This window comes from Streptomyces sp. NPDC041796 (genome assembly GCF_055590785.1).
Map to the genome: position 1 here is coordinate 147228 of NZ_JBVJAH010000013.1, position 24556 is coordinate 171783.

At 72.0% G+C, this 24556-nt stretch carries 25 protein-coding genes and 1 pseudogene; 10 read left to right on the forward strand and 16 right to left on the reverse strand.

Annotated features, from left to right (window positions below):
• Position 1 precedes the first annotated feature (1 nt).
• From ACZ6C1_RS26025 to ACZ6C1_RS26065, 9 genes are all read right to left on the reverse strand, one after another.
• Entirely contained in the window at positions 2-1126 is a 1125-nt protein-coding gene (locus tag ACZ6C1_RS26025) for a hypothetical protein (RefSeq protein WP_469243737.1), read from the reverse strand.
• Positions 1126-1821 (reverse strand): RNA polymerase sigma factor, encoded by a 696-nt coding sequence (locus ACZ6C1_RS26030; RefSeq protein WP_469243843.1) that lies wholly within the window; start codon positions 1819-1821, stop codon positions 1126-1128. Before ACZ6C1_RS26030 ends, ACZ6C1_RS26025 begins: the two co-directional genes overlap by 1 nt.
• Positions 1822-2084: 263 nt before the next feature.
• The gene (locus ACZ6C1_RS26035) at positions 2085-3086 is read right to left on the reverse strand and encodes a hypothetical protein (protein ID WP_469243739.1); all 1002 of its coding nucleotides are present in this window, start codon (positions 3084-3086) and stop codon (positions 2085-2087) included.
• Positions 3083-3643, reverse strand: a complete 561-nt coding sequence (locus ACZ6C1_RS26040) for an RNA polymerase sigma factor (RefSeq protein WP_469243741.1) — start codon at positions 3641-3643, stop codon at positions 3083-3085. The genes ACZ6C1_RS26035 and ACZ6C1_RS26040 overlap by 4 nt, the downstream gene beginning before the upstream one ends.
• Positions 3644-3709: 66 nt before the next feature.
• Positions 3710-4144, reverse strand: a complete 435-nt coding sequence (locus ACZ6C1_RS26045; RefSeq protein ID WP_469243743.1) for a hypothetical protein — start codon at positions 4142-4144, stop codon at positions 3710-3712.
• Positions 4145-4272: 128 nt separating this feature from the next.
• On the reverse strand, positions 4273-4554 hold the full coding sequence (locus ACZ6C1_RS26050; RefSeq protein WP_469243745.1) for a hypothetical protein: 282 nt from the start codon (positions 4552-4554) through the stop codon (positions 4273-4275).
• A 96-nt stretch (positions 4555-4650) separates the two neighbouring features.
• Entirely contained in the window at positions 4651-4884 is a 234-nt protein-coding gene (locus ACZ6C1_RS26055) for a hypothetical protein (RefSeq protein ID WP_469243747.1), read from the reverse strand.
• A gap of 77 nt (positions 4885-4961) precedes the next feature.
• The gene (locus ACZ6C1_RS26060) at positions 4962-5987 is read right to left on the reverse strand and encodes a hypothetical protein (RefSeq protein WP_469243749.1); all 1026 of its coding nucleotides are present in this window, start codon (positions 5985-5987) and stop codon (positions 4962-4964) included.
• Positions 5988-6188: 201 nt separating this feature from the next.
• Entirely contained in the window at positions 6189-7007 is an 819-nt protein-coding gene (locus tag ACZ6C1_RS26065) for a TolB family protein (RefSeq protein WP_469243751.1), read from the reverse strand.
• A 510-nt stretch (positions 7008-7517) separates the two neighbouring features.
• Between ACZ6C1_RS26065 and ACZ6C1_RS26070 the strand changes: the two genes are divergently transcribed.
• Positions 7518-10274: an N-acetylmuramoyl-L-alanine amidase gene (locus ACZ6C1_RS26070; RefSeq protein ID WP_469243752.1), complete on the forward strand. Its 2757-nt coding sequence runs from the start codon at positions 7518-7520 to the stop codon at positions 10272-10274.
• A 15-nt stretch (positions 10275-10289) separates the two neighbouring features.
• Here ACZ6C1_RS26070 and ACZ6C1_RS26075 read toward each other — a convergent pair whose 3' ends face one another.
• Positions 10290-10796, reverse strand: a complete 507-nt coding sequence (locus ACZ6C1_RS26075) for a hypothetical protein (RefSeq protein WP_469243754.1) — start codon at positions 10794-10796, stop codon at positions 10290-10292.
• A 117-nt stretch (positions 10797-10913) separates the two neighbouring features.
• Positions 10914-12545, reverse strand: a complete 1632-nt coding sequence (locus ACZ6C1_RS26080) for a beta-N-acetylhexosaminidase (RefSeq protein ID WP_469243755.1) — start codon at positions 12543-12545, stop codon at positions 10914-10916.
• 178 nt (positions 12546-12723) lie between these two features.
• Between ACZ6C1_RS26080 and ACZ6C1_RS26085 the strand changes: the two genes are divergently transcribed.
• The 8 genes from ACZ6C1_RS26085 (at position 12724) to ACZ6C1_RS26120 (ending at position 19428) form a co-directional block, all read left to right on the forward strand.
• On the forward strand, positions 12724-13479 hold the full coding sequence (locus ACZ6C1_RS26085) for a 2-oxo-4-hydroxy-4-carboxy-5-ureidoimidazoline decarboxylase (RefSeq protein ID WP_469243757.1): 756 nt from the start codon (positions 12724-12726) through the stop codon (positions 13477-13479).
• A 135-nt stretch (positions 13480-13614) separates the two neighbouring features.
• Complete coding sequence (gene sdhC, locus ACZ6C1_RS26090; protein WP_156692719.1) at positions 13615-13995, forward strand: succinate dehydrogenase, cytochrome b556 subunit; 381 nt, start codon at positions 13615-13617, stop codon at positions 13993-13995.
• Positions 13996-14003: 8 nt separating this feature from the next.
• Entirely contained in the window at positions 14004-14483 is a 480-nt protein-coding gene (locus ACZ6C1_RS26095) for a succinate dehydrogenase hydrophobic membrane anchor subunit (RefSeq protein WP_469243759.1), read from the forward strand.
• A gap of 22 nt (positions 14484-14505) precedes the next feature.
• Complete coding sequence (gene sdhA / locus ACZ6C1_RS26100; protein WP_469243761.1) at positions 14506-16260, forward strand: succinate dehydrogenase flavoprotein subunit; 1755 nt, start codon at positions 14506-14508, stop codon at positions 16258-16260.
• Complete coding sequence (locus ACZ6C1_RS26105; RefSeq protein WP_469243763.1) at positions 16260-17018, forward strand: succinate dehydrogenase iron-sulfur subunit; 759 nt, start codon at positions 16260-16262, stop codon at positions 17016-17018. The genes sdhA and ACZ6C1_RS26105 overlap by 1 nt, the downstream gene beginning before the upstream one ends.
• Before the next feature lie 179 nt (positions 17019-17197).
• Positions 17198-18388, forward strand: coding sequence for a cytochrome P450 (locus tag ACZ6C1_RS26110; RefSeq protein ID WP_469243765.1), 1191 nt, complete (start codon positions 17198-17200; stop codon positions 18386-18388).
• An 11-nt stretch (positions 18389-18399) separates the two neighbouring features.
• The gene (locus tag ACZ6C1_RS26115; protein ID WP_469243767.1) at positions 18400-18591 is read left to right on the forward strand and encodes a ferredoxin; all 192 of its coding nucleotides are present in this window, start codon (positions 18400-18402) and stop codon (positions 18589-18591) included.
• Between the two features lie 90 nt (positions 18592-18681).
• Positions 18682-19428: a TetR/AcrR family transcriptional regulator gene (locus ACZ6C1_RS26120; RefSeq protein ID WP_469243845.1), complete on the forward strand. Its 747-nt coding sequence runs from the start codon at positions 18682-18684 to the stop codon at positions 19426-19428.
• On the opposite strand, the gene ACZ6C1_RS26125 is transcribed toward ACZ6C1_RS26120, so the two are convergent.
• Positions 19394-20818, reverse strand: a complete 1425-nt coding sequence (locus ACZ6C1_RS26125; RefSeq protein ID WP_469243769.1) for a metallophosphoesterase — start codon at positions 20816-20818, stop codon at positions 19394-19396. The genes ACZ6C1_RS26120 and ACZ6C1_RS26125 overlap by 35 nt on opposite strands.
• A gap of 13 nt (positions 20819-20831) precedes the next feature.
• Positions 20832-21083: an SCO4848 family membrane protein gene (locus tag ACZ6C1_RS26130; RefSeq protein ID WP_469243770.1), complete on the reverse strand. Its 252-nt coding sequence runs from the start codon at positions 21081-21083 to the stop codon at positions 20832-20834.
• 85 nt (positions 21084-21168) lie between these two features.
• On the opposite strand from ACZ6C1_RS26130, the gene ACZ6C1_RS26135 reads away from it, so the two are divergent.
• Positions 21169-22446, forward strand: coding sequence for a D-alanyl-D-alanine carboxypeptidase family protein (locus ACZ6C1_RS26135; RefSeq protein WP_469243772.1), 1278 nt, complete (start codon positions 21169-21171; stop codon positions 22444-22446).
• Here ACZ6C1_RS26135 and ACZ6C1_RS26140 read toward each other — a convergent pair.
• From ACZ6C1_RS26140 to ACZ6C1_RS26150, 3 genes and pseudogenes are all read right to left on the reverse strand, one after another.
• Complete coding sequence (locus ACZ6C1_RS26140; protein WP_469243773.1) at positions 22385-23290, reverse strand: YihY/virulence factor BrkB family protein; 906 nt, start codon at positions 23288-23290, stop codon at positions 22385-22387. The genes ACZ6C1_RS26135 and ACZ6C1_RS26140 overlap by 62 nt on opposite strands.
• A pseudogene (locus ACZ6C1_RS26145) lies at positions 23278-23722 on the reverse strand (GtrA family protein). Before ACZ6C1_RS26145 ends, ACZ6C1_RS26140 begins: the two are co-directional and overlap by 13 nt.
• A complete protein-coding gene (locus ACZ6C1_RS26150; protein ID WP_469243847.1) occupies positions 23683-24555 on the reverse strand; it encodes a decaprenyl-phosphate phosphoribosyltransferase in 873 nt (290 codons plus the stop codon). The pseudogene ACZ6C1_RS26145 and the gene ACZ6C1_RS26150 overlap by 40 nt, the downstream one beginning before the upstream one ends.
• Position 24556: the final 1 nt, after the last annotated feature.

A 24556-nucleotide genomic window follows, 5' to 3' on the forward strand; every position in this document is an offset into this window, starting at 1 on the left:
GCTAGAACACCCATCCGGTGCGGCGCACCGAGAGCGCCGGGGCCAGGGAGCGCCAGGAGACCGACGGGCGCGCCGTGTCCGAGTCGTCGCCGTCACCGCGGTCCTCGTCCTTGCCGCCGTCGCCGTCGCCGGCACCGGAGCCACCGCCCGTGGCGGAACCGGTGCCGGTACCGCCGCCGGAATCCTCACCGCCGCTCCCGCCGCTGCCGGAGCCGGTGGAGCCGTTCTGCTGCTGGGCGTCGCCGGACAGCACCTTGTCGCAGAGGACCTCGATGTAGGCCAGGCCCTTGGCCTCGTCGGCCAGCCGCTCCCGGCTGTCCCGGTCGAGACGGCCGTCGCGGTAGTCCCGGCAGTCGTCGACGGTCCGGGCCGGCCAGCCGTGACCCGAGCCGGAGATGCCGGAGGAACCCGAGCCGGACTCCGCGCCCGTGACGTCGCCGTCGCCCCCGGGCCACCCGCCCGAGCCGCTGTCACCGCCGACGCCGCCGCTGTCCTCCGGGTCCGGGCGCCCCGGAACACGCTCCTCGCCCGCCCCGGGCGTCGCCGACGCCGACGGCGGCACGCTCCCGGGCTCGCCGTCCGTGCCCGGCGTGGCGGAGCCCTGCCCCGCGGTCGCCTCACCCGACTCCGGGGACTCCGGCGTGGCGGCGACGGACACCGTCGCGGCGGGCATCGGCTCGCTGTCGCCACCCAGCACCGGCAGCACGCCCGTACCGGCGCCGACCGCCACGCCGCCGACGGCCAGGCCGGCGACCGAAGCGGCCAGGCCCCACCGCACGGGCCGCGCCCAGCGCATACGTCTCCTGGGCCCCGGCCGACCGCGTACCGTGCGCGGCTCCGACCCGCCCGGCACGTCGGAGACGCCCGGCACGTCGGACAACGGTGTCACGATGGCCCGTGCCCCGGCGGCCCTCTCCGCCCGCGCCTCCCGGAACGCCGCCAGCGCGGCCTCCTCACCGGGCAGCTCGCCGAGCGCGGGGTCGGCGGCGGCGCGCAGGGCGTCGAGCGCCCCGGCGATCTTCCGCGCCCGCTCCCGCGCGTGATCGTCGACGGGACCGACCGGTTCACCCCGCAGCAGGTTCTCCGCCACGTCCTGGTCGAGCCATTCATCCCGCTCGTCGGCCATCACATGTCCTTCTGCGTCCGCGAGCGCCAATGCGTCACACCGGTACGCACCCCGGAACCCGCACGGCGCTTGGGCTGTGGCGGTACGGCGCTCAGCGCGCCGGGCGGGGTTCCGGCCGGTGCGCCGCCGCTGCCGGCGGCCGCGGTGTCGGCGTCCAGCAGCTCGGCCAGCCGCTTCAGTCCACGGTGCGCGGCGGTACGTACGGCGCCGGGGCGCTTGCCCAGCGTCTTGGCGGCGCTCTTGGCGTCGAGCCCGACGACGACGCGCAGGATCACGGCCTCCGCCTGGTCCTGCGGGAGCTGCGCGATCAGGTTCATGGTGCGGCCGGTGGCCAGGGATTCCATCGCCTCGTCCGCGGTGTCGGACTCGGCCGGCTTGTCCGTGAGCTCGGTCTCGTCCCCGCCGACGGCGGGGCGCCTGCCGCGCATGCGCAGGTGGTCCAGCGCGCGGTTGCGGGCGATACGGGCGGCCCAGCCCCGGAAGCGGTCGGCGTCCCCGCTGAACCGGTCGAGGTCGCGGGATATCTGGAGCCAGGACTCGGACGCGACGTCCTCCGCGTCGGCGTCGCCGACCAGCGTGCGTATGTAGCCGAGCAGCCGCGGGTGCACGGCGCGGTACACAGTACGGAAGGCGTCCTCGTCCCCGTCCTGCGCCGCGAGCACCGCGGTGGTCAGCTCCGCGTCGTCCCCCAGCACTCCCACTACCTGTTCGTCATCGCGGCTGGTCACCGCCGTCACCACGCCCGGCGCGCAGCAGCACGCTACGTGGTCATCCGCCGTCCCGTCCACGTCTTGTACAACCTGCAACATCACGTTGACCGACCGAGGTGTGACAGAAACCGCACGCGTGGCGCTGATAGGAGTACGGGGCCGTACCGCGGACCCGTGGACGACGACCGGGGCCTCTCCTGTGGGGGGTGGCGGCCCCGGTCGTCCTCCGCCCCGGACGCGCGTGCAGGTCACGGCGTGCTGTTCGTGCCGGTCCGGTGGCCGGGACGACCCGGGTTCGCGCCCGCCTTCTGCGCAGGGGCGCCGGTCGCCGCCTTCGGCCCACCCTTCGAGCCACCGCCCGGCCCACCGCTCTTCGTACCCTGCTTCCCGTCGGCCGGCTTCCCGTCGCCCGGCTGCTGCGCGCGCTGGGAGCCGCCGTTCGAGCCGCTGCCCGTGCCGCCCTTCGCGGCGCCCTTCGAGCCGCTGCCGGTGCCGCCCTTCGCGGCGCCCTTGGAGCCGCTGCCCGTACCCGGCTTCCCGCCGGGGGCCGTGCCGGACTTCCCGCCCGGCTTCCCACCCGGCTTCCCACCGGTCTTCGCGCCCGGCTCGGCGTCCGACTTCCGCCCGGCCTTGGCGTCCGGGGACTGCCCGGTCCGCGCGCCCGCCCGGCCACCGGGATTCGCCCCGGAGGTGGCGCCCGTCTTGCCCTTGGGCTTGGACGCGGACGTCCCGTCGGGACGACCGTCGGCGCCTTCCGTGCCGGTCCCGAGGTCCGTGCCGGCCTCGGACGTGCGCGGCGCACCCGTCGGCCGTGCCGTCGGTCCCCGCCGCGAGCCCGGCCGCTCCGCGAGCGGCGTCGCCGGCACGCCGCCTTCAGGGGTGGACGCCGTCGAGGGCCGTGGCTTGGGGGCCGTACCGCCGTCACCGCCGCCGAACGGCGAGGGGATCGCACCGGTCTGCGCCGCCACCGCGACCCCGCCGAGCAGCACGGTCGCCGCCAGTCCCATCGCCGTGGCCCGCAGCGACCGCCGACGGCGCCCCTCGCGGCCCGGCCGCCAGTCGTCGCGCCGCCGGGTCCTGCGTCCGGCGTGCCGGCCCTCGTCACGGGCCGCCCGGAACGCCGCGACCGCGCGCTCCTCACGCGCCGGGTCGACCTCGGCGTTCCGCACGACCGCCGCCAGCAGCGCGGCCGGCACCGCGGTGTCACCGGCCGCGGCGTCACCGTCCCGCGGTTTCCTGTCCCTGCTCATCCTCTGGCTCCGCCCTGCGCCAGTCGCCCGGCGAGTTTCTTCAGTCCTCGGTACGCGGCGGTGCGCACCGCTCCCGGCCGCTTGCCCAGCACCCGCGCGGTCGCGGGTCCGTCCAGCCCCACGACCACGCGGAGCAGCACCGCTTCGGCCTGCTCGCGGGGCAGCCCGCGGATCATCGCGAGCGCCTGCTCCGTCGAGAGGCTCTCCAGTGCCGCGGCGGCCGTGTCCTGGCCACCGGGCAGGTCCAATACGTCCTGTTCGATGAGGGCGGTACGAGGGCTCCGCCTCTGCTTGCGCAGATGGTCGAGCGCCCGGTGGCGGGCGATGGTCGCCGTCCACCCGCGGAAACCCGCGCCGTCACCACGGAAACGCCCGAGGTCCCGGGCGATCTCCAGCCACGCCTCGGCGGCGACGTCCTCGGCGTCGTCGCCGACGAGCCCGCGTACGTATCCGAGCAGCCCTGGATGGACCAGCCGGTACGCCCGCGCGAACGCGTCCTCGTCCCCCCGCTGGGCGCGCTCGACGGCAGCGCCGAGCTCCGTGTCGTACGCCCCCACACTGCCCTCTTCGCGCCGCCCGTCACAGATCCCCCATCATCCTCTGCGCCCGGACGCGCGGAAGTGTCACAGCATCACTTTCCGGCGGGCGGCCCGGCCGTGCAGCATCAGATAGAAGTGATGGACGGACTCCTCCGGGCCCGCCTCGAACCGGTTCACGACCTTGCCCAGCGGGTTCCAGGCCCGCCCGTCCGGCATCACGATGCCGACCGGCTGCCCGAAGTACTCCCGCTGTCCGGCGTCGAAGTCCACCCACTGCGCCCCCGCCCGCCGCACGATGACCTCTCCGGTGTACGCGCCGAGCCCGCACAGGAACGGCTCGACCCGCGACCTCTCCGGCTGGTCGCGCCGCAGCCCGTCCACCACGAGGTCGACGAGCCGGAGGCTGTTGACGGTGTAGTCGAGCGGCAGCCGGTTCCGCTCGGTGACCCGCGCCACGAACTGCGTCACATAGGCGCGGACGCTCCGTGCGGCCGGCAGTGTGCTGAAGTCCCCATCCATGCCAGACCCAGCGACACACGCGTCACAACCGTCACGCGAAACGGATCGTGTCACTTCTCATACGAGGACTTCACCGGATCCGTACAACCATTCGCATCGTTCGATCGTCCGCGAAGGCTCCTGCACACTCACTGCACGGGTTCCGCCCAGGCGGCGTAGGTGAGGACCGTCTCGCCGTCCGCCAGGTCCAGGCGGGCCCGCAGGCCGTAGTGGACGCGGTAGGCGAGCCCCTCGATCTCCACGAGCCCGCATTGCGTGCCGCCGTCCCTGGGCTCCTGGAACCCCGGGCTCTCGACCACGTCCCACCCGGCCTCACGGGCCAGGTACACCCACTCCTGGTAGGCCTCCTCGTTCCCACCGGCATCCGGATCGGTGTCGCCGACCCGGATGAGGATCTGCACGGGATCCACTCGCCGCCCCTGCGCCATCGCCGCCGACCTCCCGCCGTACCGGGCCTGTTCCGCCTGTGACGACGAGTCCCCCCGATGAGCCGCGTCAGACCCGGCTCAGAAGACGCCGGTCTCCTCCCCGGCCCAGATCGCCGCGGAGGCCATGCCCAGGACGCACACCCCGATTCCGGCCAGGACGCACGCCACCACCGGCACCCCCTTGCGGGAAGTCGCGAAGCGCCGGACGAACAGGGCCGCCGCGACGAGGCAGAGAAGACCGCCCCCGAGGCGCGTCAGCTCCAGCGACCACTCGACGAGGGCGAGGAGCACCACCGAGATCCACATGCCCATACCTACCCCCACTTTCCTGGTGCGGGGTGCGCCACCCACCGTGGCCCACCCCGCCCGACGACCGACCCGTCGAAGTCCTAGGCGGCGTCCTCGGCGAAGTCCTCCTCCGAGAACTCGCCGTCCTCGAAGCCCTCGTCCCCGAACCCCTCGTCGGCCATCATCGCGCCGGCGAATCCGCCGAGCGCCTCTTCGATGTCCAGCTCCGTGGCGCCGGCCGGGGCCGTGGGCTTCTGGCCCTCGCTCATCCGCAGCACCAGGCCGAACTTCTTGACCTTGGCGTCCTCGGCCAGCTTGGCGAGGTCGACGTTCACCTCGGTCAGCTCACCGTTCTTCAGCGTGAAGTCGGCCGTGACCTTGGCGTTCGGGGCGTCCTTGAGGTCCTTGTCCGTCGGCAGCACGCCGGGCGGCAGGTCCTTGGAGAGCGGGCGGATCTCGCCGATCAGCTCCGTGATCAGTGTGCGGAACGGCGCCGTGGCGGTGATGTGCTCGGTGCCGTCCTCACCCCCGGCGGTCGTGAAGTCGACCTCGCGGGCGACGACCTTGCGGAGGGCGTCCATGAGTTTCTTCTGGGTCTTGGCGTCCAGGGTGGGCTCCGGCGAGGGCTCACCGCCGGGTGCCGCCGCACCCATCTCCTGGCCGGCCTTCTCCATCTCCTTGGTGTTGATCTTCACCCACTTGCCCTCGAGGGCCTTCTTGAAGCCGTCCGCCTCCGGGGGCAGGTCCTTCGCGGACGGGACGGGGGCGCCCATCGCCTTGCCGAGGGCCTCGACGTCGGAGCGGATGTACGTGTAGTCGCCGACGACCCGGTACTCGACGAGGTCGCCGTCCGGAGTGCTGACCTTCATGGCCATGCCGACGTAGTCCTTCTCGCCGGACTCGTCGAGCGGCTTCTTCGACTCCACGGTGACGCTGATCTTCGCCCCGCTGAGCAGGTCGGCGGCCTCGTCGGGGATCTCCTCCCCGGGCTCCGGGTCCGACGAGGCGTCCAGCGCCTTCAGGGACGCGGCGTCGGTGTCCAGGTCGAGCTCGAAGGAGATCGACTTCTCCTTGCCGAGCTTCTCGAAGGCCCGGTCGAGCTTCTTCCCGGCGGACAGCTGCTCCACCGTGCCGCAGGCGGCCGAACCCGCCAGAACGGCGCCGACGACTGCGGTGGCGGTCAGGGTCTTGCGTATGGCGGTGATGATGGTCTCCTCGTCAGTGCGATCACGGCGTGATCGTTCAGGAGACTCACCACTGCCCCAAAGGGTTGCCCACGCTTCTCGCGCACGGCCGCCCGCCCGGACGGGCGGGCGGACGTTCCGTTCCTACTTGGCGATCCAGTCCGTGAGGAGCACGCCCCGGTCCGTCAGCACGCGCAGGTCCGTACCGTCGGCGTCGACGACGTGGATCGCGCTCGTACCGGTGGCGTCGTCGAGGGCCCGGAAGGCGATCCGGCTGCCGTCCGGGGAGAACACCGGCGTCCGGAAGCCCGAGAGGCCGGCCGTGGGGAGCTCCGTGACCGTGCCCGTCGCCGCGTCGACGACGCGTATGCCGTACTCGGCCGCGTAGACGACGCGCCGGCCGTCGGCGGACCAGTCGGGCGCGTCCGTGGCGTGCTGCCGCGTGGTCAGTTGGCGGACCTCGCGGGTGGCGAGGTCCATGACGTGCACGTCCTGGCTGTACTCCCAGCCGTCCCACGTCTCGTACCGGGTGGTGCCCAGGTAGGCGATGCTCCGGCCGTCGGGCGAGAACGTACCGCCGCTCCCGCTCGTGGTGAGCACCTCCGCCCCGCTGCCGTCCGCGCCGATCCACTCCAGGCCGCGCGGAGTGTCGTACACGAGCCGCTTGCCGTTGGGGGACCAGTCCGGGCGGCCGACGTAGTACTCGCCCGTCTCGGCCTGCACGCCCGGCACCAGGACGCGCTGTCCGCTGCCGTCGGCCGCGGCCGTGACGAGGTCCGGAACGCGCGTGCAGCCCTCCGGCTCGGGCACGCACGTGTCGCGGTGACGGATGTAGGCGATCCGGGTGGTCTTGGCGGAGAGAACGCCGTCCACACCTTCGACGAGCGCGCCGGACACCGCGCCGGTCGCCGGGTCCATCACCCGCAGGGCCGGGGCGGCGGCACTGTAATCGGTGACGGTCAACCCGCCGGTGCCCCCTGCTTCGTCGGCCTGTGCGGTCCCCGCCACGGGCAGACCGAGCACAAAAGCGGTTCCCAGGGTCAACGCAACGTGCGAAAGACGCACTTGAGCTCCTTCTTCGTTCGACGGCCGGATTTCCCGGCCCATCAGGAGAAGCGTGGAGGGAACAGAAATTGTCACACCCTCGATGTTCACGATACGGCGGACCGCCATTTACCGGAAAGGCGCGGGAGGCCATGCCCGCCGGCCGCCGAACCCCGGTAATCCGGGACGGTTCCGCGCCTCACCCACCCGGTCAGCGCCGGTGCGACGGTGGCGTGGCGGGATGGTCGCATCCCCGTACTCATAAGCACTGAGGGAATGTCAACCGTCCGGACAATCGGGACGGTTCACGGCCGAAATGGCCGCCGATTCGCCCCATTTTTCCAGCCGCTCGCGCAGAGTTGACGGCCTGGTGTATAACCGCCCGGTTCCGCACCCAAGCGAATTCCCAGCACGCCGATTTCCCAAGGAGTGGCGCATTTGAGCCCGCGACGCAAAGCGCACGCGTACAAACCTCTGAGCACGAAACGCAGAGCCTGGCTGACCCTCGGCGCGGTCGTGGCCGGCGGCGCGGGGATGGTCACCGTCGCGGTCGCCGGGCCGTCCGGCGAGGGACCGGCCAAGGGCCCGGCCGAGCGGCCGGCGAAGCTGCGGACCCTGGGGCTCGGCGAGGGCAAGGCCGGCGAGCGGTCGCTGCCGAGCACCGAGACCGAGGAGTTCTCGCTCGTCGGAATCGGCTGGGGCGACGCGAAGACCCGCGTGACGGGTGACGCCCGGATACGGACCCGGGACGCCGTGACCGGCAAGTGGACCGATTGGCGGCCGCTGGACCTGGACGCCCACCTGCCCGACGGCGCGGAGGTCCCCGAGCGCGGGGCGTCCGAGCCCACCTGGGTCGGCCCCTCCACCGCCGTCCAGGTCAAAGTGACCTCCGGCAAGGCCCTGCCCAAGGACCTGAAGCTGCACCTGGTCGACCCGGGCGTCACACCGACCGAGTCGGCCAACGGGGCGGCCCTGCCGAAGGACCGTGAGCCGGAAGCGGCCGTCGCCGCCGAGAACGCGGCGTACGCGGTCGAGGAGACCACCGCGCCCACCCCGACGGGCACCGAGACGGCGCCCGTCCCCACTGATACGCCGGCCGGGCCCACCCCGACGGCCACGGAGACGACGCCCACCGGGCCCACCCCCACGGCCACGGAGACGACGCCCACCGCGACCCCCGTGCCGACCGCGACGGTCCCCGCCCCGCCGCCCTCCACCGTCAAGCGGCCGCCGATCGTCTCGCGCGCCGAATGGGGCGCCGACGAGTCGATCGTCGACGACCCGCCGGAGTACCTGGACAAGATCCAGGCGGTGTTCGTCCACCACACCGTCGACACCAACAACTACAGCTGCGCCCAGTCCCCCGCCATGGTCCGCGCGATCATGACGTACCACGTGCAGACGGAGGGCTGGAACGACCTGGGCTACAACTTCCTGGTCGACAAGTGCGGCCGGATCTTCGAGGGCCGTGGCGGCGGCGTCGACCTGCCGGTCAAGGGCGCGCACACGTACGGCTTCAACAGTTACTCCACCGGTATCGCCTTCCTCGGCGACTTCGAGGGCGACGCCGCCGCGGGCAAGCCCGCCGGGAGGCCCACCCGGGCCGCGCTGGAGTCGGCGGCCCGCGTCGCCGCATGGAAGCTCGGCCAGTACGGCGGCGACCCCAAGGGCAAGGTCACGCTGACCGCTCAGGGCAACACCGGCGTGTGGGACGAGGGCGAGAGCGCCACGCTCGACGTCATCTCCGGGCACCGGGACGCCTTCGCGACCGCCTGCCCCGGCAAGAACCTGTACGCGAAGCTCACACCGATACGCGACTTCGCCGCCGGTGCCGGCCGTAACTCCGCGATCCCGACGGACGACATCGACCGTGACGGCATCACCGATCTGGTCGCCCCGCTGCCCAAGTACGCCTCCGGCGCGGGCCAGGTGAAGGTGGCGCGCGGCACCACCGCGGGGCCGAGCCTCACCGCCCGCCTGACGATCGACCAGAACAGCACGGGGGTGCCGGGCGACAACGAGGCCTCCGACTCCTTCGGCACGGCCACCGCGTACGGCGACTTCAACGGTGACGGCTACGCGGACCTGGCGGTCGGCGCGCCCGGCGAGGACGACGACTCGGGCCACACGGACACCGGTTCGGTCACCGTCCTCAACGGCCCAAGGCTCGACTCCGGCGTCTCGTACATGACCTCGCCCGCCTACCGGGTCAACGGTGACAAGCTCGGCACCGCCGTCACGATGGGCGACTTCAACGCCGACGGCAAGGCCGACGTGCTGTCGGTCGCGCCCGGCATCCCGGGCCGCTGGTGGGTGTTCGAGTCGAGGAACGCGTCCTACCCGACGAAGGCCGGTTACCTGAGCGACACGGCCAACACCTCGGTGGTGTCCTTCGCGTCCGCCGCGAGCGGCGACTTCAACAGGGACGGGTACGCGGACGCCGCCATCACCTACCGCGACTCCTCCGGCGTCGGCCGGATCGTCGCCCTGAAGGGTTCGGCGAACGGCCTGGAGCGGATCGGTGTCCTCTATCCGCGCGGCGGCCGCTCGCTGGCGGCCGGTGACATCAACGGCGACGGGTACGACGACCTCGCGATCGGCCAGCCCAACGCCACCGAGTCGGGCCACACCGCCACCGGCGGCGCGGTCGCCCAGGTGCTGGGCTCCGCGACGGGCCTGACGGCGACCGGCAGGGCCACGTTCCAGCAGAACTCCACCGGTGTGCCCGACACCGACGAGTCCGGCGACACGATGGGCGCGTCCGTCGCGATCGGTGACGTCGACCTCGACGGGTACGAGGACGTCCTGACCGGCCTGCCGGGCGAGGACCTCGTCCGGGGCGGGGCGAGCCAGGCCAACGCCGGGCAGGCGATCCTGTTGCGCGGCTCGTCCACCGGTATGACGGCCACCGGATCGGTCGCGTACTCGGAGGACACCACCGGGGTGCCCGGTGACTCGGCCCCGAACGAGCGGCTGGGTTCGGCGGTCGTCCTGACCGACCTGTCCGGCTACGGCCGGGCCGACCTGGCGCTCGGCGCGGACGGCGAGGACGCGGGCAACGGCGTGATCCTCCAGCTCGACAACAGCGGTACGTCCGGGGTGATCCCGTCGTCGGGCGTCTACTACGGCGTCAACAGCCTGGGGGCCCCGGCGGGCCTGAACATCGGCCGCCTGCTGGCGCCCTGAGCCGTCGGCGCCCGGTCACGCGCCGCGTTCGCGGCGCGAGACCACGGCCCGCAGCACCCGCCGGCCCTCGGCCGAGACGTCCAGTACCGGACGGAGACCGGCGGGCGGGCCGTCGGACGGTGTGTCGGCGAGGAACTCCAGGATCTGCACCTGGCGTCGTTCCTCGGCGTCCACCAGCGGCCCGCCGCCGAGCTGTTCGTGCAGCTCCAGCGCGGTGAGCGAGCATGCGGACGCCCATGCGCGCAGGGCCGCCCCGTCCCACGCGGAGGGGGCGGCGCCCAGCATGCCCCGTACGAGTACGGCGGAGTCGGCGTCGTCGGACTCCTCGACCGCTGCCCGGACCTCCCCCAGCCGGTCGGCCCAGCCCGCCCCGCCCTCGGCCACGCAGCCCCACAGCGGCCGGAGGAGATCGTCGGGCGCGGGGCTCAGCAGGGGAAGGCAGCGGTCGAGGCAGGCCAGCGCGGAGGCGGCCAGCCCCCGTTCGCCGGCCTCGGCGATCAGTTCCTGCGCGCTCTGACTCATGGACGTCTCCCGTCGCGGACGCGGTACTCCCTTTACTGCGCCACATGGCCGGAATTCGTCACTGCGTGTGGCGGGAAACCATTGGTTCAGCGACGACGACGGGCTCCGGACCCCGGCTCAGCCGCCCAGCCGGTCGGCCAGGGACCGGAATTCCTCCCAGGTCAGCTCGGGGGTGGCCGGATCCCACAGCTTCTGGGCGGTCGCCCGCAGCGGCATCCGGACACCGTTCGCCACCTGTGCGGGGGTCTGGGAGCCGGCCAGGTCGCACCAGATGGCGAACCGTCCGCCGAGGATCTGGCCCGCGTACCGCTCCGGCACCGCCGAGGATCCGCGCAGCACCCGTGGCGTCCACTCCTGGTAGATGCGGCGGCCGGTGGGGTACGTGAACTCGTTCGGCTCACCGAGGACGTAGTAGAGGTACTCGTCGTTGAGGTTGACCACCTTGCGGCCCTCGCGCAGGTACTCCAGCGGTTCGCGCGCGCCGATCTCCTTGCCGGTCCAGTACTCCACCTCGATGTCCTTGGCGGCGTTCACCACGCCACCGGCGAAGAAACCGTCGTTCCAGGCCTTGGCCTTCTTCCTCGCGGCGTTCACGACCGCCGCCCGGTCGTTCAGCCAGCCGGTCGCCAGGTCCTCCACGTCGGCGTCGGCGCCGTACTTCTCCCGCGCGGCCCCGGCGAGCTGCGGATAGGAGGCGGCCGGGTCGCTCACGGTCAGCGCCTGGTACTCGTCGGCGCCGATGTGGAACCACGGGCCGGGGAACAGCTCCGCGTACTCGCGCAGCAGGTCGTCGACGATCCTGGCCGACGCGGGCTTCGAGATGTCGATGGCACCCTGCCGGGGCGTGCCCTGGACATTGCGGAGCTGGAGGTCGGGGTGGGCCCGCAGGACCGCGCCGAGGTGTCCGGGCGAGTCGATCTCGGGGACCACGGTGATGTGCAGCCGGGCGGCGAGCGCCAGGATGCGGCGCACCTCGGCCTTGGTGAGGTGCTGCCGCGCGACCACCTCGGGGTGGGAGGTCGACTCGATGCGGAAGGCCTGGTCGTCGGAGAAGTGCAGGCCGAGCTGGTTGAGCTTGAGGTCGGCCATGTCGCGCAGCCGGTCCTCGAGCCAGGCGGCGCTGAAGTGCTTGCGGGCGATGTCGACGTTCAGGCCGCGCTGCGGCTTGGCGGGCCGGTCGCGAATGACGCCCTCGGGGACGGTGCCGCCCGAGCGGAGGGCCTGCTTGATGGTGCGGGTGCCGTAGAAGGCCCCGGCCTCGTCCGGCGCGGATATCCGGACGCGCCCGCCCCGGGTGGTGAGCGTGTACGACTCGGGGCCGCCCGCCTGCCCGGAGTTCAGGGCCAGCTCGATGTCACCGGGGCGGGCGGCGGTCTCGCCGCGGTACGCGGTCCTCAGCTCACCGGCGAGGAGGCGGGCCTCGTCCGCGAGGGCGCCGCTGCCCTTGGCGACCACCACCGCGCTCCCGCCGCCGGGCCGCCAGCCGGGGCCCCGGGCGGGCTCGTGCTCGCGCACGGAGGGGATGGTGCGCGGCTCGGTCGAGAGCGGATACGTCCGTGTGGGTGACGGAGTGGGGGAGGTTTCGGGCGGGGTGACCTTCGAGGTGGTCGTCGGGGTGGTCGCCGCCGGCGTCGTCGCCGTGCCGGGCGCCGCGGTGCCCAGGTCGCCGTCGCCGCCGTCGCCGCAGCCCGCGACCGTGAGGGAGAGCACCACGGCCGCGACGAGACCCCCTGTGGAATGCCGGTTCACGCGCGTACCTCCATGCCTGGAATGTCCATGGCCGTACGGAAACTCTCTCTTCCGAGTGAACTTCTCGCATCTCCCGTACCGCGTACGCTCACCCTGGGTAATGTTGTGCCCCTTCCCTCACACCTTCCTCACACATCTCCCGCTGCCCCGTCCCGCTGTCCTTTTCGAGGAGCCCACGATGGCCGGCGACTCCACCGCAGGCGCCCCGAAGCGACCGCCCACGCTCCCGGCCAGGGCCGGTACGCCCGGTACCGGCGCCGCCGGCACGGGCACCGCCCGCTCGCGACACGCCCAGGGGGAGGCCGCCCGCGCGCCGGCCGGCGCGGACCGGACGGGACTCGCCCGCCGGGGCGCCACGCCCGAGGCCGTACCGCTCGCGGCACCTCGCCCCGAAGCCACCCGCACCCGGGCCATACCTGCCCCGAGTCGCGGCGCCCACGCCCTGGAGGGCCTGGTGCGGTTCAACGCCGCCCCGGCCGACGCGGCCGAGGTCGCCCTGCTGGCCTGCTGCGGCAGCCGGAGCTGGGCTCGGCGCGTCGCCGCCCACCGCCCGTACCCGACGCTGGACGCCCTGCTCGCCGCCGCCGACGAGGCCAGCTACGACCTGTCCGGCGCCGACCTCGACGAGGCGCTGGCCGACGAGACCTCGGCGGGCCTGCCGCCGGGCACCCCCACGGCCGCGCACACCGCCTGGGAGGCCGCCCACACCGAGTACGAGAGCCGCTTCCGTCACGCGTTCGTGATCTGCCTGGACGGCCACCGGCCGGAGGAGCAGCTCAATCAGGCGCTGTCGGCCATCCACGCCCGGATGAGCCACCCGCCGGAGAAGGAGCGGGCGATCGCCGCCGACGAGCTGCGCCGCCTGGCTCGTGCCCGTTTGTCCCGTCTGATCGGACGAGCCGGCCCCTCGGGTAGCCCGTCCGTGCCTGTTTGATCACACCTAGGGACCCCGGGCGAGGGATCCGACAAGTCGTCGCTACGATGACCGGGGCCGGTGGACCGTACCCGGCCGGGTCAGACCGACATCGAAGCCGGCCGACCCTGATCCCCGCTCCCGGAGGGTTTTTCCGTGCCGGCTGGAACGCTGTACCGCGGCCGGGAAGGCATGTGGTCGTGGGTGGCTCATCGAGTCACCGGCGTCCTCATCTTCTTCTTCCTGTTCGTACACGTGCTGGACACCGCTCTCGTCCGTGTCTCCCCCGAGGCGTACGACGAGGTCGTCGCCACCTACAAGACGCCGATCGTCGCGCTGCTGGAGTACGGCCTCGTCGCCGCCATCCTCTTCCACGCGCTCAACGGTCTCCGCGTGATCGCCGTGGACTTCTGGTCCAAGGGGCCCCGCTACCAGAAGCAGATGCTCTGGACCGTGATGGGCATCTGGTTCGTCCTGATGGTGGGCGCCCTCTACCCCGTCCTCGGCCACGCCGTACGCGAAGTGTTCGGGAGCTGACGCCAGACATGTCCACTGATCTGACCAAGTCCGCCGTCGGCCCCGTCGAGGACGAGAGCCTCTACGACGCCGACAACCCGGCTCCCCTCATCGAGCCGCCCCGCAAGCGGACGGGGAAGACCCCGAAGTCGACCCGCGGCAACTTCGAGATGGCCGCGTGGCTCTTCATGCGTCTGTCCGGCATCGTGCTGGTCGTCCTCGTCATCGGCCACCTGCTGATCCAGCTCGTGCTGGACGGCGGCGTCTCCAAGATCGGCTTCGCCTTCGTGGCGGGCCGCTGGGCGTCCCCGTTCTGGCAGGTCTGGGACCTGTTGATGCTGTGGCTGGCGATGCTGCACGGCGCCAACGGCCTGCGTACCGTGATCAACGACTACGCCGAGCGCCCGAACACGCGCCTGTGGCTCAAGGGCCTGCTGTACACCGCCACGGTGTTCACCATCCTTCTGGGCACGCTGGTGATCTTCACCTTCGACCCGAACATCCGCTAGGCACGGGGCTGAGGAAATCCGCATGAAGATCCACAAGTACGACACCGTCATCGTCGGCGCCGGTGGCGCGGGCATGCGCGCCGCCATCGAGGCGACGAAGCGCAGCCGTACCGCCGTGCTGACGAAGCTCTACCCGACCCGCTCCCACACGGGCGCCGCGCAGGGCGGCATGGCCGCCGCGCTGGCGAACGTGGAGGAGGACAACTGGGAGTGGCACACCTTCGACACGGTCAAGGGCGGTGACTACCTGGTCGACCAGGACGCCGCCGAGATCCTGGCGAAGGAGGCCATCGACGCCGTCCTCGACCTGGAGAAGATGGGCCTGCCGTTCAACCGGACCCCGGACGGCACCATCGACCAGCGCCGCTTCGGCGGCCACTCCCGCAACCACGGCGAGGCGCCGGTCCGCCGGTCCTGCTACGCCGCGGACCGCACCGGCCACATGATCCTCCAGACGCTGTACCAGAACTGCGTCAAGGAGGGCGTGGAGTTCTTCAACGAGTTCTACGTCCTGGACCAGCTGATCACCGAGGTCGACGGCGTCAAGAAGTCGGCCGGTGTGGTCGCCTACGAGCTGGCCACCGGTGAGATCCACGTCTTCCAGGCGAAGGCCGTGATCTACGCGTCCGGCGGTACCGGCAAGTTCTTCAAGGTGACGTCCAACGCGCACACCCTGACCGGTGACGGCCAGGCCGCCTGCTACCGGCGCGGTCTGCCGCTGGAGGACATGGAGTTCTTCCAGTTCCACCCGACGGGCATCTGGCGCATGGGCATCCTGCTGACGGAGGGCGCCCGTGGTGAGGGCGGCATCCTCCGCAACAAGGACGGCGAGCGCTTCATGGAGAAGTACGCGCCCGTCATGAAGGACCTCGCCTCCCGTGACGTCGTCTCCCGCTCCATCTACACGGAGATCCGCGAGGGCCGCGGCTGCGGTCCCGAGGGCGACCACGTCTACCTGGACCTGACGCACCTGCCGCCGGAGCAGCTGGACGCCAAGCTCCCGGACATCACCGAGTTCGCCCGGACGTACCTCGGCATCGAGCCCTACACGGACCCGATCCCGATCCAGCCGACCGCGCACTACGCGATGGGCGGCATCCCGACCAACGTCGAGGGTGAGGTCCTCAGCGACAACACCACCGTCGTCCCCGGTCTGTACGCCGCCGGTGAGGTCGCCTGTGTCTCCGTGCACGGCGCCAACCGCCTGGGCACCAACTCGCTGCTGGACATCAACGTCTTCGGCAAGCGCGCCGGTATCGCCGCCGCCGAGTACTCGGCCAAGGCCGACTACGTCGACCTGCCGGAGAACCCGGCCTCCTTCGTACAGGAGCAGGTCGAGCGCCTCCGCAACTCCACCGGCAGCGAGCGGGTCTCGGTGCTGCGCAAGGAGCTGCAGGAGACGATGGACGCCAACGTGATGGTGTTCCGCACCGAGCAGACGATCAAGACGGCGGTCGAGAAGATCGCCGAGCTGCGCGAGCGGTACAAGAACGTGGCCATCCAGGACAAGGGCAAGCGGTTCAACACGGACCTGCTGGAGGCCATCGAGCTGGGCAACCTGCTCGACCTGGCCGAGGTCATGGCCGTTTCGGCGCTGGCCCGCAAGGAGTCCCGCGGCGGTCACTACCGCGAGGACTACCCGAACCGCGACGACGTCAACTTCATGCGCCACACCATGGCGTACCGCGAGGTCGGCGCCGACGGCTCCGAGACCGTGCGTCTCGACTACAAGCCCGTCGTCCAGACCCGCTACCAGCCGATGGAGCGTAAGTACTGATGGCAACCCCCGTACTGGACAAGGTCGAGGCGGGCTCCGCCGCCTCCCCCTACATCACGGTCACCTTCCGGATCCGCCGGTTCAACCCGGAGGTCTCGGACGAGGCGCAGTGGCAGGACTTCCAGATCGAGATCGACCCGAAGGAGCGTGTGCTCGACGGTCTCCACAAGATCAAGTGGGACGTCGACGGCTCGCTGACCTTCCGGCGGTCCTGCGCGCACGGCATCTGCGGCTCCGACGCGATGCGGATCAACGGCAAGAACAGGCTCGCCTGCAAGACGCTGATCAAGGACATCAACCCGGAGAAGCCCATCACGGTCGAGGCCATAAAGGGCCTGACGGTCCTCAAGGACCTGGTCGTGGACATGGAGCCGTTCTTCCAGGCGTACCGCGACGTGATGCCCTTCCTCGTCACCAAGGGCAACGAGCCGACGCGTGAGCGGATCCAGTCCGCCGAGGACCGCGAGCGGTTCGACGACACCACCAAGTGCATCCTGTGCGCCGCGTGCACGTCGTCCTGCCCGGTGTTCTGGAACGACGGCCAGTACTTCGGCCCGGCCGCGATCGTCAACGCGCACCGCTTCATCTTCGACTCGCGTGACGAGGCCGGTGAGCAGCGGCTGGAGATCCTCAACGACAAGGACGGCGTGTGGCGCTGCCGCACCACGTTCAACTGCACCGAGGCCTGCCCGCGCGGCATCGAGATCACCAAGGCGATCCAGGAAGTGAAGCGGGCGCTGATCACGCGCCGCTACTGACGCCTCCCGGCGTCCGCTTGCGACGCCGCACCGAAGGGCCCGTTTCCTCACGGAAGCGGGCCCTTCGGCCTACGCGTCGCACGTTCCGGTGGTTTGGCCGAACTACGCGTAGACCAAATGGATGCCTGAGGCATGTAGTGGAGACCGGCAGTCCGAGATCCCGTGCTTGCGAGGCCACCATGACGGAAGCCGTAGCGTTCCCCCAGAACCGCACGTGTCCTTACCACCCGCCCGCCGCCTACGAACCACTGCGCGAAGCTCGGCCGCTCTCCCGGGTCACCCTCTACGACGGCCGCTCGGTGTGGGTCGTCACCGGGCACGCCGCCGCCCGCCAACTCCTGTCCGACCAGCGGCTGTCCACCGACAGCACCCATGACGCGTTCCCGTTGCCCTCCGAACGCTTCGCGGCCGTACGCACCCGCCGCCGTGTCGCCCTGCTGGGCGTGGACGACCCCGAACACCATGCGCAGCGGCGGATGCTCATCCCGAGCTTCACGCTCAAGCGCACGGCCGATCTGCGGCCGCGCATCCAGCGGACGGTGGACGGACTGATCGACGCGATGGCCGAGCAGGGCCCGCCGGCCGAGCTGGTGTCCGCCTTCGCCCTGCCCGTGCCGTCCATCGTCATCTGTGACCTCCTGGGCGTGCCGTACGCCGATCACGACTTCTTCGAGGAGCAGTCGCGCCGGCTGCTGCGGGGCCCGGCGGCCGAGGACACGGAGGACGCCCGGGAACAGCTGGAGGGCTACCTCGGCGACCTGGTTGAGCGGAAACGCGACAAACCCGGGACCGGCGTCCTCGACGACCTGGTCGCCCAAGCGCTCGCCGAGGGCCGGCTCGACAAACAGGAGCTGGTGGAACTGGCCACCATCCTGCTCGTGGCGGGCCACGAGACCACCGCGAACATGATCTCCCTCGGTACGTTCACGCTGCTCCAGCACCCGGAGCAGCTCGCGGAACTGAGGGCGGACCCCACGCTGATGCCCGCCGCGGTGGAGGAGCTGCTGCGGTTCCTGTCGATCGCGGACGGCATGCTCCGGGTGGCCACGGAGGACATCGACGTCGAAGGGGTGACGATCCGGGCGGACGAGGGCGTCGTCTTCTCGACGTCGGTCATCAACCGGGACACCTCCGCGTACACCGCACCGGACACGCTGGACTGGCACCGGTCGGCGCGACATCACGTCGCGTTCGGCTTCGGCATCCACCAGTGCCTGGGACAGAACCTGGCGCGGGCGGAGATGGAGATCGCGCTGGGGACGCTCTTCGAGCGGCTGCCGGGACTGCGGCTGGCGGCGCCGGCGGAGGAGATTCCGTTCAAACCCGGAGACACGATCCAAGGGATGCTGGAACTGCCCGTCACATGGTGAGGATGACCCCCATGGACATTTTGATCGACAGGGACGTCTGCATCGGTGCGGGGCAGTGCGCCCTGACCGCGCCGGACGTGTTCACGCAGGACGACGACGGTTTCAGCGAACTGGTGCCCGGAAGGGAGGAGGGTGCCGGCAGCCCACTCGTACGGGAGGCGGCCCGGGCGTGCCCGGTGAGCGCCATCAAGGTGACGCCCTGACCCGACCGGCCCGGTGGGCCCCGCCCGCCGGGCCGGTCGGTGGTGCGCGCGGGACGACTAGGCTCGGGCACCGTGAAGGACGTGAACGACGTGACGGACGCCCAGGTGCCGCAGCCCACTCGGCCCGCCAGGGCACCCAAGAGCGAGCAGACCCGCACCCTCATCCTCCAAACCGCGCTCCGGCTGTTCCAGGAGCGCGGCTACGACAGGACGACGATGCGGGCCATCGCCCAGGAGGCGGGCGTCTCCGTCGGCAACGCCTACTACTACTTCTCCTCCAAGGAGCACCTGGTCCAGGGCTTCTACGACCGGCTGGCCGCCGAGCACGAGGTGGCGGTCCGGCCCGTCCTCGCGGGCGACGGGGACCTGGCGGTACGGATCCGCGACTCGCTGCTGACGTGGCTGGACGTGGCCGAGCCCTACCACCCGTTCGCGACGCAGTTCTTCAAGAACGCCGCCGACCCCGACAGCCCGCTCAGTCCCTTCTCGCCCGAGTCGGGCGCGGCCCGCGAGGCCGCGATCGCGATCCACGAGCGGGTGCTGTTCGGCTCCGACACCAAGACCGCGCCCGAACTGACCGAGCTGCTCCCCCACCTGATGTGGCTGATGCAGATGGGGCTGGTGCTGTTCTGGGTGTACGACCGGACGGAGGGCACCGAGCGCAGCCGTCGCCTGGTCGAGCGCACGGCGCCCCTCGCCGCCCGGACGATCGCCCTGTCCCGGTTCCGGGTGCTGCGGCCGCTGGTGCGGCAACTGCACGGGGTGCTGGAGGAATTCATGCCGGGAGGGGTCACCAAGAGGGCTACGCCTGTTTCGACGCCAGCTCCACGAGTGTGATGTCGGAGGGCGCGCCGACGCGGACGGGCGGCCCCCAGGCGCCCGCGCCACGGGACACGTAGAGCTGGGTGTCGCCGTACCGTTCGAGCCCGGCGACGGTGGGGTTGGCCAGCTCGGCGAGGAAGTTGCCGGGCCAGAGCTGACCGCCGTGGGTGTGGCCGGAAAGCTGGAGGTCCACCCCGTGCTCCACGGCGTCGTGGATGACGACCGGCTGGTGCGCGAGCAGCACGGCGGCGCGCGCCCGGTCACGGTCGCCGAGCGCGGCGGCGAAGTCGGGGCCGTCGTCGTAATTCTCGCCCGCGACGTCGTTGACACCGGCGAGGTCGAACCCGGCGATCTCGACGCGCTCGTTGCGCAGCGGGCGCAGTCCCAGCTCCCGCACGTGGTCCACCCACTCCTCCGCGCCGGAGAAGTACTCGTGGTTGCCGGTCACGAAGAACGAGCCGTCCCGGGCGCGGAGCTGCGCGAGCGGCTCGGCGGCCCGGCCGAGGTTCTCCACGCTGCCGTCGACCAGGTCGCCGACCACGGCGACCAGGTCCGGCTGGGCGGCGTTGATGGCGTCCACGATGCGCTGGGTGTGCGCCCGCCCCAGGATGGGACCGATGTGGATGTCACTCACCACCGCGATCCGGTACCCGTGCACGCCACGGGCCAGCTTGGCGAGCGGCACGGTGACCCGCTTGACCCGGGGCCCGCGCAGAACGCCGTACGTGCCGTACCCGACGGTCCCGAGCGCGGCGGCCGCGGCGGCCCCGCCGACGACGCGCGACACGAACAGCCGCCGTGACAGGGCGGCCGCGCCGGAGGCCTCCGGGGCGGGGGCGTCGGGCTCGGCGGCGGGGGCGGCGGGCTCAGGGGCGTCAGGGGCGGGGGGCTCGGCGACGGCGGCCCGCGCGGAGGCGGGGGCGGTCGCGGAGGCGGCACCGGTGGGCTCGGGCGCGGCACCGGTCGGCTCCGGCGTGCGGGCGGGTGCGGGTGCGGCGGACCGCGCCGGGGCGCCGGGGGCGACGGAGGCCGGGGGCGGCCCGGCCGTCGCGCGTATCGGCCCGTGCCCGGCCCGCTCGGCAGCCGCCCGGCGTTCCAGGGCACGGCGCAGCAGGGGGCGTACCGCCTCTCCCACCACCAGGGCGAGCACCACGTACAGCAGCAGCGCGAGCCACATGAAGCCCGGCCAGGCCAGCGCCTGCTGGAGCGGGAAGGGAGCTCCCGCCCTCCCGGCCGTCAGCGCGCCCAGCGACAGCAGCGGCAGTACGACCAGGGCGACCGTGCCCAGCCGCCGTGCCGCGCTCCCCGGCACCGTCACATCGCGCACCAGGCGCCGCCACACGTACCAGTGCACGGCGGCCAGCAGGGCGAGGACCCCGACGAGCACCAGCAGGACGAGCAACACCGGCCCCTACCCCCTATTCGCCGTGCGCGCCGCGACGCAATGCGCGTACACCACGCAACCCGATGACGCCCACCACCGTCCCCAGAACAAAGGACGTGATGGCGAGCAGCAGATGAACCCAGAAGTAGGCAGTCGGGTCGCCCGCGTCGTCGAAGGCGAGACCGCTCCCGTCGTTCCAGAGATTCTTGACGAAAGTGATCCAGATGAACCAGCTCCACACCCCGAAAGCGAGCAGGAACCAGGAGGCGGAGCGGCTGAGCTTCATGGGTTCAGTATCACCGCCGCCGGCCGGGGGCCTCCTGCGGGGTGTGGTGTCGGCTTCCGTGAACGCTCCCTGTACGTTCTCGACCGTGTCCGCTTTGAAGAAGACCGCCCTGACGGTCGCTGCCGCCGCGCTGCTGCCCGTCCTCACCGCCGCCCCGGCCCTGGCGGCTCCGGGGCCGGACAAGGAGGACAAGCAGCCGAAGCCGCCCGCCGTCATGTCCACGGTCGGCGGGGTGAAGCTCGGCAAGCCCGGCACGCAGGTGAACCTGGCCCCCGGGGTTCCGGTGCTCCCCAAGGAAGTGACGGGCCGCTCCTGGATCGTGGCCGACGCGGAGAGCGGTGACGTGCTGGCCTCGCACAACGCCCACTGGCGGCTGCCTCCCGCCTCCACCCTGAAGATGCTCTTCGCGGACACGGTGCTGCCGAAGCTCCCCAGGAACCGGTCCCATGTGGTCACCCCCCAGGACCTGGCGAAGGTCGGAGAGGGCTCCAGCCTCGTCGGCGTCAAGGAGAAGCAGGCCTACACCGTTCACGACCTGTGGCTGGGCGTCTTCCTCCGTTCCGGCAACGACGCCGTGCACGTCCTGTCGGCCATGAACGGCGGCATCGGCAAGACCGTCCGGGACATGAACGCCCGCGCCGCCGAGCTCCAGGCGCTCGACACGCACGTCGTCTCGCCGGACGGGTACGACGCCGTCGGCCAGGTCTCGTCCGCCTACGACCTCACACTGATCGCGCGCAGCGGCATGCAGAACAAGGACTTCCGCGAGTACTGCTCGACGCCGCGCGCGAAGTTCCCCGGGGAGGTCAAGCCCGGCAACAAGAAGCGTTCGACGTTCGAGATCCAGAACACCAACCGGCTGCTGACGGGTGACTTCGGCATCCCGGCGTACCAGGGCATCGCCGGGGTGAAGAACGGCAGCACGACGCACGCGGGTGCCACCTTCACCGGGGTCGCGGAGCGGAACGGCAAGGTGCTGCTGGTCACCGTGATGAACCCGTCGGCGAAGGAGGGCCACGCCGTCTACAAGGAGACGGCACGCCTGCTGGACTGGGGCTTCGCGGCGGCCGGGAAGGTGAGGCCGGTCGGTGAGCTGGTGCCCCCGAAGTCGGCGAGGACCGGGACCGGGACGGACGACAGCGGCGGGACCGGGCAGACCGGCCCGGGCGGCGGTGACCAGGCCGCCGGTGAGGGCAGCGGGAAGGCGACGGTCGCGGCGGCCGGTGGCTCGGGCGGCGCCGGGACGGCGCTGGCGGTGGCCGGCGGGGTGCTCGTGCTGCTGGCGGCCGGGTGGTTCATGGTCAACCGCCGCTGGCCGCTGCCGGAACTGGTACGCCGTCGTCGTCAGCAGCCTCCTTCTTAGAGCCGGTCGCCGTCCACGCGGCGCAGAACAGCAGCAGCTTGGCGGTGAAGTTGATCCACAGCAGGAGCGCCACGGGCACCCCGAACGCCCCGTACATCGACTTCGCCGCCACGCCCCGCATGTAGCCGCCGAGCAACAGCTTCAGGGCCTCGAAGCCGACCGCGCCGATGAGCCCCGCCACGACGAGGCGGCGGCGCGGTGGCTGGACGCCGGGCAGCAGGGTCAGGACGTACAGCAGGATCAGGAAGTCGGCGAGTACGGCGGCCGCGAGGGCCGCGGTCTGGAGGAGCACGCCACCGGCGCCGCTCCCGGAGATGCCGAGCCGTTCGGCGGTCCAGCCGACGGCGGTCGAGCCGAGCCCGGAGGCGGCGACCGAGGCGAGGCCGGTCACGCCCAGGCCGAGGAGGACCACGGCGTCCTTGCCCTTGCGTACGACGGGGTTGTCGTCGTCGCAGTCGTCGGTCCCCCACACGGCGCGCAGGCAGTCACGCATGGAGCCCACCCAGCCGATGCCGGTGAGAAGCAGCAGGGCGCCGGCGACCAGTCCGACGGTGCCGGCGTTGGCGACGAGCGCGTCGAGGTCGAGCTGGTCGGAGATGCCGGGGACCTGCTCCGCCAGCTTGTCCTCGATGCCGCGCAGCTGTTCGTCGCTGAGGAGCGCGGCGCCGACGGCGGCGGCGACGGTGATCAGCGGAAAGAGCGCCAGGAAGCTGATGAAGGTGATGGCGGCCGCCAGCCGCGTCCAGTGGGCGCGGTCGAGGGTTTCGTACGAGCGCCAGGCGTGCGTCCGCATGAGGCGGGCGGCCCGGGGGCCGATGACGGGGAGCTTGGTCAGCCAGTCCATGACGTGCCCCTACCCCCGTGGTCGGAACACGAGTGTCCGCGTCCCCCAGAAGCGCACACAGGTGCCGAGGGCCATGCCGACGCCGAGGCCGGAGACCGTGTCGGCGAGCGGTGAGGTCAGCCCGAGTCCGTAGTGCGACGCGCCGAGGCACGCCAACTGGACGGCGGCGCCCGCGAGGTTGACGCCGAAGAACGCCCCGTACTGGCGGAGATGGAGGGTGCGGCGGCGGTAGGTGCCGAGGGCGTTGCCGAGGTAGGCGACCGTGCAGCCGGCGAGGAAGGCGACGGCCTTGGCGGGCAGCGGGTCGAGGTGGGGCCGGAGGACGAGGAAGAGGGCGAGGTCGGCGGCGTACGCGACTCCTCCCGCGATCAGGAAGCCCGCCGCCTCACGCCTCACAGGTCCGCCACCGCCATCCCGTACATCGACAGCCAGGCCAGACCGATGACGGCGAGGGGGCGGTCGCGCAGGACCACGTCCTCGGGGGCGCCGGCGGTGCCGCGGTCGGCGAAGACGGCGTAGCGCAGGACGGCGAGGATGAAGGCGATGGTGGACAGCTGGCGCCAGGTGCCGCTGTGCTCCAGGGCCCACAGGCAGTAGCCGAGCACCGCGACCCCGGCGGCGAGCTGCCACACGAAGCGGAGGTAGCCGGTGGTGTACTCGGTGAGCAGGACGCGGGTCTCGCCGCCCCGCCCGGCCATCTGGACGGCTTCGGAGTAGCGCTTGGCGGCGACCATGAACAGGGCGCCGAAGCCGGTGGTGATGAGGAACCAGCGCGAGAGCGGGATGCCGAGCGCCACGCCGCCGATCATGGCGCGCATCACGAAGCCGGTCGTGACGACAGCGAGGTCGACGACGAGGACGTGCTTGAGGCGCAGGCAGTAGGCGAGCTGCATGACGAGGTACGCGGCCAGCAGCGCGGCCGTCAGGGCGTTGCACAGCGCGGCGGCGCCGAGGAGCGCCCCGAGCGCGAGGACGCCGCCGGTGCCGTACGCCACGGACACGGGGACGTCCCCGGCGGCCACGGGGCGGCGGCACTTGACGGGGTGGGCGCGGTCGGCGTCGGCGTCGCGGGCGTCGTTGACGAGGTAGACGGCGGCGGCCGCGGCGGTGAACAGCACGAAGACGATGCCGAGTTGGAGGGCGGTGTGCCGGGACACCAGCTGCCCGGCGGCGGCGGGAGCGGCGACCACGAGCAGGTTCTTGACCCACTGGCGGGGCCGCGCGGCCCGTACCAGCCCGAGCGGCACCATGACCGCCTGGGGCATC

Bases quoted from the DNA above. Each gene is read 5' to 3' on its own strand.
- ACZ6C1_RS26055 (WP_469243747.1), bottom strand. From the start codon at position 4,884: ATGGGCATGTGGATCTCGGTGGTGCTCCTCGCCCTCGTCGAGTGGTCG.
- ACZ6C1_RS26140 (WP_469243773.1), bottom strand. From the start codon at position 23,290: ATGGACTGGCTGACCAAGCTCCCCGTCATCGGCCCCCGGGCCGCCCGC.
- ACZ6C1_RS26045 (WP_469243743.1), bottom strand. From the start codon at position 4,144: ATGGATGGGGACTTCAGCACACTGCCGGCCGCACGGAGCGTCCGCGCC.
- sdhA (WP_469243761.1), top strand. From the start codon at position 14,506: ATGAAGATCCACAAGTACGACACCGTCATCGTCGGCGCCGGTGGCGCG.
- ACZ6C1_RS26095 (WP_469243759.1), top strand. From the start codon at position 14,004: ATGTCCACTGATCTGACCAAGTCCGCCGTCGGCCCCGTCGAGGACGAG.
- ACZ6C1_RS26150 (WP_469243847.1), bottom strand. From the start codon at position 24,555: ATGCCCCAGGCGGTCATGGTGCCGCTCGGGCTGGTACGGGCCGCGCGG.
- ACZ6C1_RS26110 (WP_469243765.1), top strand. From the start codon at position 17,198: ATGACGGAAGCCGTAGCGTTCCCCCAGAACCGCACGTGTCCTTACCAC.
- ACZ6C1_RS26035 (WP_469243739.1), bottom strand. From the start codon at position 3,086: ATGAGCAGGGACAGGAAACCGCGGGACGGTGACGCCGCGGCCGGTGAC.
- ACZ6C1_RS26130 (WP_469243770.1), bottom strand. From the start codon at position 21,083: ATGAAGCTCAGCCGCTCCGCCTCCTGGTTCCTGCTCGCTTTCGGGGTG.
- ACZ6C1_RS26105 (WP_469243763.1), top strand. From the start codon at position 16,260: ATGGCAACCCCCGTACTGGACAAGGTCGAGGCGGGCTCCGCCGCCTCC.
- ACZ6C1_RS26025 (WP_469243737.1), bottom strand. From the start codon at position 1,126: ATGGCCGACGAGCGGGATGAATGGCTCGACCAGGACGTGGCGGAGAAC.
- ACZ6C1_RS26075 (WP_469243754.1), bottom strand. From the start codon at position 10,796: ATGAGTCAGAGCGCGCAGGAACTGATCGCCGAGGCCGGCGAACGGGGG.
- ACZ6C1_RS26085 (WP_469243757.1), top strand. From the start codon at position 12,724: ATGGCCGGCGACTCCACCGCAGGCGCCCCGAAGCGACCGCCCACGCTC.
- ACZ6C1_RS26115 (WP_469243767.1), top strand. From the start codon at position 18,400: ATGGACATTTTGATCGACAGGGACGTCTGCATCGGTGCGGGGCAGTGC.